This window comes from Curvibacter gracilis ATCC BAA-807, from assembly GCF_000518645.1.
GTDB classification, from domain to species: Bacteria; Pseudomonadota; Gammaproteobacteria; order Burkholderiales; family Burkholderiaceae_C; genus Curvibacter; species Curvibacter gracilis.
In genome coordinates, this window is sequence record NZ_JADZ01000026.1 from 61,618 (window position 1) to 76,935 (window position 15,318).

Consider the following 15,318-nt stretch of genomic DNA (forward strand, 5'->3'; position numbering starts at 1 on the left):
CAGGGACAGCTGGCCCCGCCATTGGAGCGGACCTGCTGCGAGGCGATGCCAAAAAAAACCGGCCACAAGGGCCGGTTTTCTGAGGATTGCCAAAAATAAATCGCTTTTTTTTCAGCCTTTGGCCATGGGGCGTTGCAAATCGCTGCACCACTCGCTCCAGCTGCCGGCAAAAAGGCCGGTGGCGCCCAGGCCGGCCACTTCCATGGCCAGCAGGTTGGGCAGGGCGGTGACGCCGCTGCCGCAGTGGTGCACCACGGTGGCCGGGGCACGCCCGGCCAGCAGGCCTTCGAAGGCCGTGCGCAACTCGGCGGCCGGCTTGAAGCGCCCTTCGGGCGTGAGGTTGTCGGTGAAGGGGCGGTTCAGGGCGCCCGGGATGTGGCCCGCCACCGGGTCCAGGGGCTCGACCTCGCCCTTGAAGCGCGGTGTGGCGCGAGCGTCGATCAAGGTCTGCTCGGGGTGCCCCAGGGCCTGCAGCACCTCGGCGGCGGTGACCAGGCGGCGCAGGGGCGCGCGCAGCACGAAGTTGCCAGCAGGCAGGGCTGCAGCCGGGCCTGCCTCGACGGCGCCGCCCTGGGCCTGCCAGGCCGCCAGACCGCCATCGAGCACGGCCACGGCGCCGTGGCCGGCCCATTGAAGCATCCACCACAGGCGGGCGGCGTAGCTGTTGTTGCTGCGGTCGTACACGACCACCTGCATGTTCTGGTTCAGGCCCACCCCGGCCAGCCAGGCGGCAAAGTGCTCGCGCGTGGGCAGGGGGTGGCGCCCACCCGAGGCGGTGGGGCTGGCATCGTGCACGCTCAGGTGCAGATCCAAGTCGGCGTGCAGCGCACCCGGGATGTGGGCCTGGGCGAATTGGGCCCGGCCGGCCTCTGGCTGGGCCAGATCGAAACTGCAATCGAACACCAGCAGAGGGTGGCCCTGGGCTTGCAACTGTTGAAGCTGTGCGGCGGAAATGAGGGTGGAGTACATGGCTGCTGAGGCGGACCTGGAACGCAATGAGGCTGTGATCGTATAGCGAAAAGCCTTGCGCCACAGAGGCCTCAGGCCGGAGGCCAGCTCGGTCGCGGGCGGAAGCGGCGTGTGTTTTCGCTGGGGGCGGGTGCCTGGCTGTTGAGCCAGCTGTCCTGTGCGCTGGGCGGGCCCTCCGCACTGTCCTCGGTGTCGGGCGTGGGGCGCTCCTGGCTGAGCCAGCTCAGGCGCCAGATCAGGCCCATGGTGACCAGGGCCAGCAGGGCGCTCAGCGCCATGATCCATTCGCTCCAGGGCGGCAGCACGCTGGGTTCGGACAGGGGCTTGCCGGTGGCACCCCCCCGGCGTGGCGCCTGGGCGGCCGGGCAGTCCGTGCGGTGAGGGGGCGGCTGGGTCGGGTCGGCCGAGGGGCTGGGTCTGCAGCGCGTGTCGGCCTTGAGGGGGGCGGCGGTCGTGCGGCCGGGGGCGGAGCTGCGCCGCACTTTGCCGGGGTCGGCTCCGGGCGCTGTGCTGGGTGATGTGTTGGGTGAGGTTCCGGGTGATGTGGCCAGGGCCACAGGCTCTTCGCAGCCGCGCCAGTCGGGTTCGACTTCGCCGGACTCGGAGGCTTCAGCGGGGTGGGCATCCTGCAGGCGATTGGGGCAGAGGCTGGCCTGGACCAACTGGCCCGGGCGTGCGGGCAGCGGGCCGCCGAGTTGGTTGCCCTCGACCTGCAGGCGTCTGAGTTGTTGCAGCGCAGACAGATCGGGCAGGGGGCCTGTGAAGAGGTTGTAGGCCAGGTTCAGTTGGCTCAGCTGGGGCAGGTCCAGCACCCGCGGCAAGGGCCCCGACAGCTGGTTGTGGTTGAGTGCCAGCACCGACAAGGCCGGCAGGTTGCGCAAGGGTGGCAGCGGGCCCGAGAGTTGATTGCCGGTGGCGCTCAGGGTGTGGAGCTGGAGCAGGCCGGAGGGGTTGGGCAGCGGGCCCTGGAAGTGATTCCAGTCGGCCAGGAAGGTGGTGAGCTGGCTCAGCGGACCCAGCTCTGGCAGGGGGCCGCTGAACTGGTTGAAGCTGAGGTCAAGCGCCTGCAGGGCGCTGAGGGGGCTCAGGGCAGGCAGTGGCCCGCTGAGCTGGTTGTGGTTGAGGCGCAGGTTCTGCAGTGCGGGCAGACCCGACAGCTCGTGCAACGGGCCTGTCAGCAGGTTGTTGCTCAACACCAGGCTTTGCAGCCTGGGCAGGCGCAAGGGGGCTGGCAAGGGGCCGCTGAACTGGTTGAAGCTCAGGTTCAACTGGGTCAGGGCCGGCAGGGCGTTGAGGCGCGGCAAGGGCCCGGCCAGGCCCAGGTTGCCGCGCAGGTCCAGCGACTCCAGGGTGTCGAGGGCGGTGAAGGAGTCGGGCAGGGCCCCTTGCAGGCGGTTGCCCGGCAGGTGCAGGCCGATCACCGCCTGGCCGTCGGCCCTGCAGCTCACGCCTTGCCAGCGTTGCTGGCAGGGATCGCCCTGCAACCAGTTGGCAGCCTGGCGCCAGAGTGGACCCTGGGTCGCCTGGTAGAGCTCGATCAGTGCCTGTTTCTGCTGCACGGGCAATGCTGCCTGGGCCGTGCTGCAAGCCCAGACCAGCAGGCCATACAGCATCTGGCGCGCCGGGCGCGGCGTCTGCTGCGGCGCACCGCGCTGCGTCATGGCACGAGGATTCTTGGGGGGGGCGGCGGCGGGAACGGGTCGAGCAAGAGGGCGAGTAAGGGGGCGAGCAAGGGCGTGTGGAAGGGGGCGATGTCCGGGCTCCGGCGTCAGGCCGGCCAGGCCTCTGCGCTGGGAGGGGGTCGGGTCTGGCGTACCGCTGGCAGTGCGGCAGGTCTTGGGCCTTGGGTTCATGTCCGAGAGGTATGCGGCTCGGTGGCCGTCTGGGCATCGGGGGTGAACAAGGTAGCGCCAAAAATCGACTTTTTAGATGTAAGTGCTGTAAGTGGTTTGTGTGCCGTGAAAGTTAGGTACGGATTTGTTGTTGCACCAGCCCATGAACTGGGGCCGGGCACCGGCCATCGGGTTCAGTGCTCTTCTGCAGGGGCGTTCGGAGCGGCTTTGCCGCGCAGCACGGTGGCGCCGATGCCGCTGCCCACGATGAGCGCCATGCCGGCCCAGGCCACCAGGGGCAGGTGGTCGCCGAACAGCAGCACGCTGTAGAGGCCGGCGAAGACGATGCCGGAGTACTGCAGGTTGGCCACCACCAGCGTGCCGCGCTGGTTTCTGGCGGTGGCGTAGGCGCGGGTCATGCACAGCTGGCCCAGCGAGGCCAGCACCCCGATGGGCAGCAGCCACAGCGCGCCCGGAAAGCTCAGGGGTGAGGCCCCGGCCACGCCCATGCCCAGGCCCCCGGCCAGCGCCGAGCCGACGGCGAAATAGAACACGGTGCGGGTCTCGGGCTCGCCGATGCGCGACAGCGCCATGACCTGCATGTAGGCAAAGGCGGCACACATGCCCGACAGCAGGCCGATCAGGGCGGCAAACATCTGGTCGCCCTGCAGCGAGGGGCGCAGCATCATGACCACGCCGGCAAAGCCGGCCAGCACGGTGAGCACCAGCGGGCCTTGCAGCATGGGGCGCGATTCGGTGGCCGAGGGGCGCCAGGACATCAAGGCGCCACCGACCAGAAAGGCCGCCACCCAGACGCTGCTCATGTAGTTGAGGGTCATGGCCGTGGCCAGGGGCAGGTGCCCGATGGCATAGAACCAGGCCCCCAGCGAGGTCACGCCGACCAGGCTGCGCCAGGCGTGCATCAAGGGGTAGCGGGTGCGCAGGCTGATGCCGCTGTAGCGGGCCAGGGCCCACATGAAGAAGATGCCCAGCAGGCCCCGGTAGAACACCAGTTCGGCGGCGTTGAACTGACTGGATGCGATCTTGACGCACACCCCCATGGAGGCAAAGAAGAACGCCGCCACCACCATCCACATCGCCTGCATCGGGTTCGCTTTCGAGAGTTGTCCGGGCGCGGGCCCGGTGGGCCTTTGTCCAAAACGTACGATGTTACGAAAAAAAAGCGACCCGTGGGTCGCTTGTGTGTCAACGCTGGGCTGGGCCTCAGTACCGAGCGCCCTGGGCGCCCATGGTCTTGCGATACCACTCGTGGAAGTGCTGCATGCCGTCTTCCATCGGGCTTTGATAAGGGCCGACTTCGTTGTCGCCGCGGGCCAGCAGGGCACGGCGGCCGGCGTCCATGCGTTCGCCGATCTCGTCGTCCTCGATGCAGGTCTCCATGTAGGCGGCCTGCTGGGCCTCGACAAATTCACGTTCGAAGGCGGTGATCTCTTCGGGGTAGTAGAACTCCACCATGTTGAGGGTCTTCTGCGGGCTGATGGGGTGCAGGGTGGACACGGTCAGCACGTGCGGATACCACTCGACCATGATGTGCGGGTAGTAGGTCAGCCAGATGGCGCCACGCTCGGGCAGCTTGCCCTCGCGGTACTTGAGCAGCACCTCGTGCCAGCGCTGGTACACGCTGGAGCCGGGTCGGTTGAAGCCGCCCGACACGCCCACGGTCTGCACCGAGTAATGCTCCTTGAACTCCCACTGCAGGTCGTCGCAGGTGACGAACTGGCCCAGGCCGGGGTGGAAGGGGCCGACGTGGTAGTCCTCGAGGTAGACCTCGATGAAGGTCTTCCAGTTGTAGTTGCACTCGTGCAGTTCGACGCGGTCGAGCGAGAAGCCCGTGAAGTCGAGCTCGGCACGAGGGCCCATGTGGGCCAGATCGGCCTCGATGTCGCGGCCGTTGTCTTCAAACAGCAGGCCGTTCCACTCGCGCAACTTGTAGTTGTTGAGGTTCAGGCAGGGGTCGTGCGCAAAGTGGGGGGCGCCCAGCAGTTCGCCGCTGGCCTTGTAGGTCCAGCGGTGCAGGGGGCACACGATGTTGCCGCCGGCACTGCCCGGGGCGGTGTCGTGCAGCGAGCCGCGGTCCTTGAGCATGATGGCCTGGCGGTGCCGGCACACGTTGGAGACCAGCTCGATGCCGGTCGGGGTGTGCACCAGCGCACGGCCGCCGTTTTCCTGCGGCAAGGCATGGTAGTCGCCCACATTGGGCACGCTCAGACGGTGCCCCACATAACGGGGCCCGCGCTGGAAGATGATGTCCATCTCGCGCTGGAACAGCGCATCGTCAAAATAGCTTGAAACTGGTAGTTGGCTTGCGGCCTGCTGCAGTTGAAGACTTAAATCAGACATGGGTGACCTGACCTAAAGACTCCCCACAGGGAGGTAAAAGCGCGCCGGGGCATTTGGCCAGGGGCCAGGCCACGGGCTGAAGCGCGGTGGTGGGAACCGGCATTGCCGGCGAGGGGAACCGCGGATTGTACCCTGGGGGTGCTCAGTTCGCCAATCGCGCTCCGTCGGCGTACGGCTTTCCTGACCCAGCGCAAAGGCGGCGTCCTGAACACTCTCGGACCACCATGGCGTGACATGCACCTTCATGGCGCAGGCCTGCAGCACTGGCGGGGGCTGACACCGCCTAGAATTCAGGGTTTGCCCGTTAATGCTCTCTGACATGCCTCCAGCCTTTCTTCAGACGGTCCTGCCTGTTTTGCCCTTGCATCGTTCGTTGGCTTTCGAGGGCGCGTGGTCATGGCCTGGACGGGAACATGTGCTGGATGGTGAAGAATTCAAACAGGGGGAGCAGGCATGACTGCTGCGGTGTCGACGGTGGAGTGGGATGTTCGAGCCTGGAGCCAGGCTCACCTGGCGCGTGTCGAGCAGGCTTTGGGCGATTGGGTGGGGCGGGACGCGCCGGCCAACCTGGGCGATGCCATGCGCTATGCCGTGCTCGATGGTGGCAAGCGCCTGCGGCCCCTGCTGGTGCTGGCGGCCCAGGAGGCCGTGCAAGGCTTGCCGGCCGCCGGTCTGCGGGCGGCCTGCTCGGTGGAGCTGATCCACGCCTACTCCCTGGTGCACGACGACATGCCTTGCATGGACAACGACGTGCTGCGCCGTGGCAAGCCCACGGTCCATGTGCAGTATGGCGAGGCCGGTGCCTTGCTGGCCGGCGACGCGCTGCAGGCGCTGGCCTTTGAATTGCTGACCCCGGATGACGGCAGCGTGCCCGATGCCATGCAGGCGGTGCTGTGCCGTCTGCTGGCCCGGGCGGCCGGCAGCGAGGGCATGGCCGGCGGGCAGGCGATCGACCTGGCCAGCGTGGGCAAAGCCCTGGACGAGGCCAGCCTGCGCCGCATGCACCGCCTCAAGACCGGGGCCCTGCTGCAGGGCAGCGTGCTGATGGGCGCGGCCTGCGGGCCCTGCCCGCCGCATGCGCTGCAGGCTTTGCGCCGCTATGGCGCCGCCATGGGTCTGGCCTTCCAGGTGGTGGACGATATCCTCGACGTGGTCGCCGATTCGGCCACGCTGGGCAAGACGGCCGGCAAGGATGCCGCCCAGGACAAGCCCACCTATGTCTCGCTGCTGGGCCTGGAGCCCTCGCGTGCCTACGCCGCCCAGTTGCTGCAGGAGGCGCTGGCGGCATTGGCAGACAGCGGCCTGCCCGACACGCAGGCGCTGGCGGCGCTGGCCAACATGGTGGTGAACCGCTCCAACTGAATCAACACGAGTTGCCCCATGGGCCCTGGTGATGGACACCCGGGCAACTCGAACAACGAATAGCAATCCGCGATGCAATCCACGAGCTACCCCCTGCTGCAGAAGGTGAACGATCCGGCCGATCTCCGGCGGTTGACGCGCAGCGAGCTCAAGCAGCTCAGCGATGAGCTGCGGGCCTATGTGATCGACAGTGTGTCCAAGACGGGCGGGCATCTCAGCTCCAACCTGGGCACGGTCGAACTCACGGTGGCTCTGCATGCGGTGTTCAACACCCCGCAAGACCGGCTGGTGTGGGATGTGGGCCACCAGACCTACCCGCACAAGATCCTGACGGGTCGACGTGATCGCATGGCCTCGCTGCGCCAACTGGGGGGCTTGTCGGGCTTTCCGCAGCGCGCCGAGAGCGAGTACGACACCTTTGGCACGGCGCACTCCTCGACCAGCATCTCGGCAGCCCTGGGCATGGCGATTGCCGCACGGCAAAAGGGCGAAGACCGGCATTCGGTGGCCATCATCGGCGACGGAGCCATGAGCGCGGGCATGGCGTTTGAGGCCCTGAACAACGCCGGTGTGCAGCACGACTGCAAGCTGCTGGTGATCCTGAACGACAACGACATGTCGATCAGCCCGCCCGTGGGGGCCCTCAACCGCTACCTGGCCCAGCTCATGAGCGGGCAGTTCTATGCGGCCGCCAAAGAGGTGGGCAAATCGGTGCTCAAGCCGCTGCCGCCCTTGTTCGAACTGGCCAAGCGCCTCGAAGAACAGGCCAAGGGCATGGTGGTGCCGGCCACCTTGTTCGAGAAGTTCGGCTTCAATTACGTGGGCCCCATCGATGGCCACGACCTGGACTCGCTGATCCCCACGCTGGAGAACCTGCGTCACCTGCGCGGCCCGCAGTTCCTGCACGTGGTCACCAAGAAGGGCCAGGGCTACAAGCTGGCCGAGGCCGACCCGGTGGCCTACCATGGCCCGGGCAAGTTCGACCCGGCCGTGGGCCTGCAAAAGCCCAGCACGCCGCCCAAGACCACCTTCACCCAGGTCTTCGGCCAGTGGCTGTGCGACATGGCCGCCGCCGACACCCGCCTGGTGGGCATCACCCCCGCCATGCGCGAGGGCTCGGGCATGGTCGAGTTCGAGAAGCGCTTCCCGGGCCGTTACCACGACGTGGGCATTGCCGAGCAGCATGCCGTCACCTTCGCTGCCGGCCTGGCCTGCGAGGGCCTGAAGCCTGTGGTGGCGATCTACTCCACCTTTTTGCAGCGGGCCTATGACCAGTTGATCCACGACGTGGCCCTGCAGAACCTGCCCGTGGTGTTCGCACTGGACCGCGCCGGCCTGGTGGGCGCCGACGGGGCCACCCATGCGGGGGCGTACGACATCCCTTTCCTGCGCTGCATTCCCCAGGTCAGCGTGGCCTGCCCGGCCGATGAAGCCGAGTGCCGCCAGCTGCTGACCACGGCCTACGGACAGAACCACCCGGTCGCGGTGCGCTACCCGCGTGGCGCCGGCGTGGGCACGGTGCCTGCCAGCGATCTGCAGGCGCTGCCTTTCGGCAAGGGTGAGCTGCGCCGGCAGGGGCAGCGCATCGCCATCCTGGCCTTCGGCACCTTGCTGTACCCCGCGCTTGAAGCGGCCGAAGCCCTGGACGCCACCGTGGTCAACATGCGCTGGGCCAAGCCCCTGGACACCGACTTGCTGCTGCAGGTGGCGCGCAGCCACGAGGCCCTGGTGACCGTGGAAGAGGGCGCCATCATGGGCGGGGCCGGTTCGGCCGTGCTGGAGGCGCTGCAGGCGGCCGGCGTGGTGCGCCCCGTGTTGCAACTGGGTCTGCGGGACGAGTTCATCGAACACGGCGACCCGGCCAAGCTGCTCAGCCTGCAGGGGCTGGATGCTGCCGGCATCCGACAGGCCATTGAACGCCGCTACGTGCTGCAGCCCGATCAGAACTGATCCGATCGCGTGCAGGGTGGGGGTGGGGTGTCACCCAATTCCTTGCAAAACCCTGAAGCCTTGCGCAGGCAGAGCCTGATCGCAGGGTAAACCCGTGCCAGGGGGGCGTGAGCGCTTTCTACAATCCAGACTCCTCATTGCAGGACCGTCTGTCGCGCGCGGCAGTGGCCTGCGGGTTTTTCACACAGTTCGGAGTCAAAACCAAATGGATCGTCGTTCAATCCTCAAAAACGCAGGCATCGCAGGCGTTCTGGCCGCTGGTGCCGCCCCCGCCGTGCACGCCCAGGCGGCCGTGCGCTGGCGTCTGGCCTCCAGCTTCCCCAAGTCGCTGGACACGATCTATGGCGCCGCCGAAGTGTTCGCCAAGAAGGTCAAGGAACTGTCGGGTGGCAAGTTCGAGATCTCGGTGCATGCCGGTGGTGAGCTGATGCCCCCGCTGGGCGTGGTCGATGGCGTGCAGCAGGGTTCGGTCGAGATGTGCCACACCGTGCCGTACTACTACTTCGGCAAGAACGAAGCCTTCGCGATCGGCGCGGCCATCCCCTTCGGCATGAACTCGCGTCAAATGACCTCGTGGATGATGCACGGCAACGGCCGCAAGCTCATGAACGAGTTCTACGCCAAGTACAACATCGTGAGCTTCGCCGGCGGCAACACGGGCGCCCAGATGGGTGGCTGGTTCCGCAAGGAGATCAAGACCCCGGCCGACATCAAGGGCCTGAAGTTCCGCATCGGCGGCTTTGCCGGCCGTGTGATCGAACGCATGGGTGGCGTGCCCCAGAACATCCCTGGCGGTGAGATCTACCAGGCCCTCGAAAAAGGCACCATCGACGCCGCCGAGTGGGTGGGTCCGTACGATGACCAGAAGCTGGGCTTCAACAAGGTGGCCCCGTATTACTACTACCCCGGCTGGTGGGAAGGCGGCCCCGAGGTCGACTTCTTCATCAACAACAAGGCCCTGGACGCCCTGTCGGCCGAAAACAAGGCCATCATCGAAGCCGCCTCGGCCTATGCCCACGTCGACATGCAGGCCAAGTACGACGCCCTGAACCCCACCGCGCTGAAGCAACTGGTGGGTGCCAAGACCAAGGTCGTGTCCTTCCCCAAGGAAGTGCTGCAGGCCTCGTTCGATGCCTCCATGACCATCTATTCCGAACTCGAGGCCAAGAACCCCGACTGGAAGAAGATCTACTCCGACTACCGTGCTTTCCAGAAGGACCAGATCCTCTGGTTCCGCTTCGCCGAAGCGCGCTTCGACAGCTTCATGCAGACCGCCAAGCTGTAAAGCGCAAGGTGCCGGCCCGGCTGGCATCCCGCATGCAGAACGCACCCTCGGGTGCGTTTTTTTTTGATCAGCTCCGACGGGTCACATGCGGCGGAACTCGGCCAGTTCACGCAGCAGGCGTTCGAACTCGCTGCGCAGCTCAGGCGAGGCTGCGTAGAACACCGCGAACTTGCCACCCAGCGTGCGCACGTAGAGCCGGGGGGCGATCAGCCACTCCAGCCCGCGCACGCGGATCAGCTTGCCATAGGCCAGGTCGGCCAGCGGCATCACCTTGTCACCCACCCAGCGCTGGCGCAACTCGGTGCTGTCGAGTCGGGTGCGGCTGACCACGATGAACCAGGCCGTGCAGCTGATCATGGCCTGGGCCGCCAGAAACCACAGGCCGGCCGAGCGGCTGTGCAGCACCGGCTGGTCCTGCCACCACAGCTGGGCCAGCCAGAGCCCGCAACCCACGGTGACGAGCAAGGCCAGGGCCTTGACCAGACGCGGGAAGGCGGGCCCTTCCACCGCCCCACCGGCAGGCTGGAAACAAAAGGGCGGGGGCCCCATGCGGGGCAGCTCGGGCGGCGTGTCCGTGGCGGGCAGGGGCTGGGATTGAGGCGTCAGGTCGCTCATGCATCGGTCCAAGAAAAAGCCCCTGACGGGCAGGGGCTGTGGGGAGAGTCGTCGGGGCTTACTTGCTTTCGGCCGGCTTGTCGGTCGAGGGCTTGAACAGCTCCTCCATCTTCTTCTGCTCGGCATCGGCATCTTCGGCCGAGGGGTCGTCGGCTTCGGGCGGCGGGGCATCGATCTGCACCTTGTTGACGTCGATCACGGCCTCCTTGGGGATGAACATCGTGACGGTCTGCGGCACGAAGATCACCACGGCCACCAGGATCAGCTGCATCACCACCCAGGGGATCGAGCCCATGTAGATGTCGGCCGACTTGATGGGCGCCTTGATCCGGCCTTCCTTGAACAGCGTGTCGGCAATGCCGCGCAGGTAGAACAGCGCAAAGCCGAAGGGCGGGTGCATGAAGCTGGTCTGCATGTTCACGCACAGCAGCACACCGAACCACACCAGGTCGATGCCGAGCTTGTCGGCCACCGGGCCCAGCATGGGCAGGATGATGAAGGCGATCTCGAAGAAGTCGAGGAAGAAGGCCAGGAAGAAGATGAACACGTTCACGGCGATCAGGAAGCCGGTCTGGCCGCCTGGCAGGCCGCTGAGCATGTGCTCGACCCACTTGGCGCCGTCCACGCCCTGGAACACCATCGAGAAGACGCGCGCGCCGATCAGGATGAACACCACCATGGCCGTGAGGCGCATGGTGCCTTGCATGGCCTCCCAGATCAGGCCGCGGCTCAGGCGCTTGTGCATGGCGGCCAGCACCATGGCCCCCACCACGCCCATGGCGCCGGCTTCGGTCGGTGTGGCGATGGCGGTGTCGATGCCGGGCAGGCCACCCATCGAACCCAGCACGGCGAAGATCAGCACGGCCGAGGGGATGATGCCGCGCAGGCACTTGGCCCACAGCGCCCAGCCCACCAGGGTGCGGGCCTCCTTGGGTACACCGGGCACGTACGAGGGCTTGATCACGCCCAGTGCAAAGGTGTAGCCCGCAAAGATCAGCACTTGCAGGATGGAGGGGCCCCAGGCGCCCTTGTACATGTCGCCCACCGAGCGGCCGAGCTGGTCGGCCATCACGATCAGCACCAGCGACGGCGGCACCAGCTGCGTGATGGTGCCCGAGGCGGCCAGCACGCCGGTGGCGTAACGCATGTTGTAGCCGTAGCGGATCATCACGGGCAGCGAGATCAGCGCCATGGCGATCACCTGGCCAGCCACGGTGCCGGTGATGGCACCCAGGATGAAGCCGACGATGATCACCGAGTAGCCCAGCCCGCCCTTGACGGGGCCGAACAGCTGGCCCATCGAGTCAAGCATGTCTTCGGCCAGGCCGCACTTCTCGAGCAGCGCACCCATGAAGGTGAAGAAGGGAATGGCCAGCAAGAGGTCGTTCGACAGGATGCCGAACATGTTGAGCGGCAGGTTCGACAGGTAGCTGGCCGGGAACCAGCCCTGGCTGATCGCGAAGAAGCCCGAGGCCAGGCCCAGAGCGGCCAGTGAGAACGCGACCGGGAAGCCGATCAGCATCACCAGCACCAGCCCCCCGAACATGAAGGGCGCGAAGTTTTCCATCTGCATTTTTGTGAGTCCTGAAATCCGGTGGTTGAGGGTGAGGGTGTCAGCGCGGGGCTGGCATCACTGCACCGGCTTTTCGTAACGGGTGTCCAGCTCGAGGTGACCGGTCAGGTAGGCCACGCGCTTGATCACCTCGGACAGGCCCTGCAGGAACATCAGGCCGAAACCTGTGGGCAGCAGCAGCATGGCGGGCCAGCGGATCAGGCCCCCGGCGTTGCCCGACATCTCGCCCGTCAGGTACATCTTCATGAACAGCGGCCAGCTCAGGTAGGCCAGCAGGCCCATCACCGGCAGCAGGAACACCACCAGGCCCAGCAGGTCGACCACCACCGGGCCCTTGCCGCGCAGCTTGCCGTACAGGATGTCGACACGCACGTGCTCGTTGAACTTGAGCACGGCGGGCGCGCCCAGCATCACGGTGGCGGCGAACAGGTACCACTGGATTTCGAGCCAGCCGTTCGAGCTGATGTCAAAACCGTAGCGGATGAAGGCATTGCCGGCTGAAATGAGGGCGGCGGACAGCACGGTCCAGGCGGCCACCTGCGACATGCGCACGCTGATCCAGTCCACCAGCGCAGAGAGTTTGAGTAAGATTGACACGTGGTGTCTCCAGTGATTTTTTGAACTGTTCCCCCCGCACCCCGTCGGGCGGGTGCACCAAGTCTGCAACCTTGGCGGGTGGGCAATGGTAGCGCCAGCTCACTGAAAAAACCCTGACTACCTGAGGCCGGGTTTCCCCCAGGATGGGCCGGGCCTGCCTGGGTTTGTACCCGAACCCATCACCGCCCCGACCGCCGTCAGGGGTCTGCAGCAAGGAGTATTTTTGTCGCCTGATCCCATTCACCTGATGGCCGCCGCGGTGTTCGCCATCGCGCTGGTCCATACCTTTGCTGCCAGCGCCATCGAACATCTGGCCCACCGCTACCCGCGCCACGCCGGCTTGCTGCACCTGTTGGGCGAGGTCGAGGTGGTGTTCGGCTTCTGGGCCTTCGTGCTGTTGGGCTTGATGGCTTTGGTGCAGGGCACGGCCAGTGCCGTGACCTATGCCGAGTCGCGCCAGTACACCGAGCCCCTGTTCGTGTTCGTGGTCATGGTGGTGGCCGCCTCGCGCCCGGTGCTGGAGGCCGTGACCTCGGTGCTGCAGGCCCTCAGTCGTGTGCTGCCGCTGCGCCGCCCGGTGGCCCAGGCCTGGCTGGTGCTGGCCGGGGTGCCCCTGTTGGGCTCCCTGATCACCGAGCCTGCCGCCATGACGATTGCCGCGCTCACCCTGGCCGGCACGGTGTTCCGGCCGGAGGTGCCGGTGCGGCACAAGTACGCGGCGCTCGGGGTGTTGTTCGTCAATGTCTCCATCGGCGGCACCCTCACCTCGTATGCGGCGCCTCCGGTGCTGATGGTGGCGGGCGCCTGGCAGTGGGATTCGGCCTTCATGCTGAGCCACTTCGGCTGGAAGGCCGCCGTGGCCGTGTTGCTCAACGCCACGGTGCTGGTGGCGGTCATCCAGGGCTCGCTGCAGGAACCCGAGGCGCCTCGCCTGCCGCGCGACCTCAGTGTGGCCGTGCCCTGGGTGGTGACGGCGGTGCACCTGGGCTTTCTGGCCGCGGTGGTGTTGATGGCCCACCATCCGGTGATCTTCATGGGGCTGTTCATGATGTTCCTGGGCTACACCCAGGCCTACAGCCGCTTCCAGTCGCCCCTGATCATCAAGGAGGGGCTGCTGGTGGGCTTCTTCTTGGCCGGTCTGGTGGTGTTGGGGGGCTTGCAGCAATGGTGGTTGCAGCCCTTGGTATCAGGCCTGTCGCCCACGGCGCTGTTTGTCGGTGCCACCGCCCTGACCGCCATCACCGACAACGCCGCACTCACCTACCTGGGCTCGCTGATCGAGGGTATTTCTGACAGCGCCAAATACATGCTGGTGGCCGGTGCCGTCACCGGTGGCGGCCTCACCGTGATCGCCAATGCCCCCAACCCGGCGGGGGTGGCCTTGCTGCGCAGCGGCTTCCCCGATGGTGCCATCAGCGCCGGCGGCCTGCTGCTGGGGGCGCTGGCACCGACCTTGGTGGCGGCCCTGGCGTTCTTTTTCCTCTGAAGCTGTGGCCTGACCCGCCACCCCGGCCATGCCTCACCCCACTCTGAACCCTTCGGCTGCCATCGATTCTCCCCAACTCTGGGCGGCCGGGCCCTCTTTGTTGTCGCTGGCGCTGATGGACGCCCGCAACCACACGCTGGCCCTGCTGGCGCGCTTTGAAGAGGCCGAGGACAGCGGGCACTGGCGCTGGCAGCCCGGTCCGGGGCAGGAGCCGCCACTTTGGCTGGCCGGGCATGCCGCCTGGTTTGCCGAATACTGGGTGGGGCGCAACACCCGGCGCTCCCTGGGCCCGGACTGCCCGCCCGATCCCTTGCGCCTGCCTTCGCTGGATCCGGCCGCCGATCGCTTGTGGGACCCGCACTGGCGCAGCCCGGCGCAGCGGGCGGCCGAAGCCCTGCCGCAGCGCGCTGCGGTGCGCGCCTGGCTGTTGAACACCCTGGAGGCGACGCTCGATCTGCTGGACCGGTTGCCCGAAGACGATCCCTCGCTGTATTTCTTTCGCCTGGCCCTGTTTCATGAAGACCTGATCGGCGAGCGCCTGATCCGCCTGGCCCAGGCCCAGGGCGTGCCGCTGGACCTGCCCGAACCCCCGGTGCTGGCGGCGCGCGACCCGCTGCTGATCCCGGCCACCCGCTGGACGCTGCCCCAGCGCAGCGGCGGCTTCCACCCCGAGGGCGAGCCCGGCCAGCTCAGCGTGGCCGTGCCCGAGTTCGAGATCGATGCCCAGGCGGTCAGTTGGGCGCAGTACATCGAGTTTGTCGACGATGGCGGCTACGACCAGGCCGAGCATTGGCAGCCCGAGGGCTGGGCCTGGCTGCAGGGCCAGGCGGGCCGCTCGGCCCCCCGCCATGTGGAACACATGGGGGTGGCGCGTCAGGGCAGCAGCGGCGCGGTGTTGCAAAACCGCTTCGGTCGCCGGGTGCGGCTGGCCGCGGCCCACCCGGTGGTGCATGTGAGCTGGTGGGAGGCCGACGCCTGGTGCCGCTGGGCCGGCCGGCGCCTGCCCGATGAGGTCGAATGGGATCTGGCCGCGCACACCGCAGCCCGCCGTGGCTGGCGCTGGGGCGAGGTGCACGAGTGGACCGCCACCCGCCTGCGCCCCTGGCCTGGTGCCCAGCCCGGCCCCTGGCGCGATTACGCCTGGCCGCTGATGGAGCAGGCCCGGGTGCAGCGCGGGCATTCGCTGGCCAGCCGGGCCCGCCTGCGCGACCCGGGCTGGCGCTGGTTCGGCCTGCCGCACGAAGACGATGCTTTTGTAGGCTTTCGTTCCTGCGCGGTCTGAGTGAGG

At 67.0% G+C, this 15,318-nt stretch carries 12 protein-coding genes; 5 read left to right on the forward strand and 7 right to left on the reverse strand.

Annotated elements, in window-relative coordinates:
* Positions 1–111: 111 nt before the first annotated feature.
* The 4 genes from L880_RS0119015 to L880_RS0119030 form a co-directional block, all read right to left on the reverse strand.
* On the reverse strand, positions 112–969 hold the full coding sequence (locus tag L880_RS0119015) for a sulfurtransferase (RefSeq protein ID WP_027477018.1): 858 nt from the start codon (positions 967–969) through the stop codon (positions 112–114).
* 71 nt (positions 970–1,040) lie between these two features.
* On the reverse strand, positions 1,041–2,630 hold the full coding sequence (locus L880_RS34475; RefSeq protein ID WP_051443427.1) for a hypothetical protein: 1,590 nt from the start codon (positions 2,628–2,630) through the stop codon (positions 1,041–1,043).
* 365 nt (positions 2,631–2,995) lie between these two features.
* Positions 2,996–3,907 (reverse strand): DMT family transporter, encoded by a 912-nt coding sequence (locus tag L880_RS0119025; RefSeq protein WP_027477019.1) that lies wholly within the window; start codon positions 3,905–3,907, stop codon positions 2,996–2,998.
* A gap of 118 nt (positions 3,908–4,025) precedes the next feature.
* On the reverse strand, positions 4,026–5,162 hold the full coding sequence (locus L880_RS0119030) for an aromatic ring-hydroxylating oxygenase subunit alpha (RefSeq protein WP_027477020.1): 1,137 nt from the start codon (positions 5,160–5,162) through the stop codon (positions 4,026–4,028).
* A gap of 453 nt (positions 5,163–5,615) precedes the next feature.
* Between L880_RS0119030 and L880_RS0119035 the strand changes: the two genes are divergently transcribed.
* From L880_RS0119035 to L880_RS0119045, 3 genes are all read left to right on the forward strand, one after another.
* Positions 5,616–6,524: a polyprenyl synthetase family protein gene (locus tag L880_RS0119035; RefSeq protein WP_027477021.1), complete on the forward strand. Its 909-nt coding sequence runs from the start codon at positions 5,616–5,618 to the stop codon at positions 6,522–6,524.
* A 72-nt stretch (positions 6,525–6,596) separates the two neighbouring features.
* Positions 6,597–8,474 (forward strand): 1-deoxy-D-xylulose-5-phosphate synthase, encoded by a 1,878-nt coding sequence (gene dxs, locus L880_RS0119040; RefSeq protein ID WP_027477022.1) that lies wholly within the window; start codon positions 6,597–6,599, stop codon positions 8,472–8,474.
* Positions 8,475–8,679: 205 nt separating this feature from the next.
* Positions 8,680–9,759, forward strand: a complete 1,080-nt coding sequence (locus L880_RS0119045) for a TRAP transporter substrate-binding protein (protein ID WP_027477023.1) — start codon at positions 8,680–8,682, stop codon at positions 9,757–9,759.
* Positions 9,760–9,840: 81 nt separating this feature from the next.
* Here L880_RS0119045 and L880_RS0119050 read toward each other — a convergent pair whose 3' ends face one another.
* The 3 genes from L880_RS0119050 to L880_RS0119060 are packed head-to-tail and all read right to left on the reverse strand — an operon-like array spanning position 9,841 to position 12,544.
* Positions 9,841–10,374 (reverse strand): hypothetical protein, encoded by a 534-nt coding sequence (locus L880_RS0119050; RefSeq protein WP_027477024.1) that lies wholly within the window; start codon positions 10,372–10,374, stop codon positions 9,841–9,843.
* A gap of 58 nt (positions 10,375–10,432) precedes the next feature.
* Positions 10,433–11,947, reverse strand: a complete 1,515-nt coding sequence (locus tag L880_RS32880) for a TRAP transporter large permease (protein WP_043329943.1) — start codon at positions 11,945–11,947, stop codon at positions 10,433–10,435.
* A gap of 57 nt (positions 11,948–12,004) precedes the next feature.
* Positions 12,005–12,544 carry a TRAP transporter small permease subunit gene (locus tag L880_RS0119060; protein ID WP_027477025.1) on the reverse strand — a complete coding sequence of 180 codons (540 nt, stop codon included), beginning with the start codon at positions 12,542–12,544 and terminating at the stop codon, positions 12,005–12,007.
* A gap of 247 nt (positions 12,545–12,791) precedes the next feature.
* Here L880_RS0119060 and L880_RS0119065 point away from each other — a divergent pair, with 247 nt between their 5' ends.
* Positions 12,792–14,030 carry a putative Na+/H+ antiporter gene (locus L880_RS0119065; RefSeq protein WP_043329947.1) on the forward strand — a complete coding sequence of 413 codons (1,239 nt, stop codon included), beginning with the start codon at positions 12,792–12,794 and terminating at the stop codon, positions 14,028–14,030.
* A gap of 28 nt (positions 14,031–14,058) precedes the next feature.
* Positions 14,059–15,312, forward strand: a complete 1,254-nt coding sequence (locus L880_RS0119070) for an SUMF1/EgtB/PvdO family nonheme iron enzyme (protein WP_027477027.1) — start codon at positions 14,059–14,061, stop codon at positions 15,310–15,312.
* Positions 15,313–15,318 lie beyond the last annotated feature (6 nt).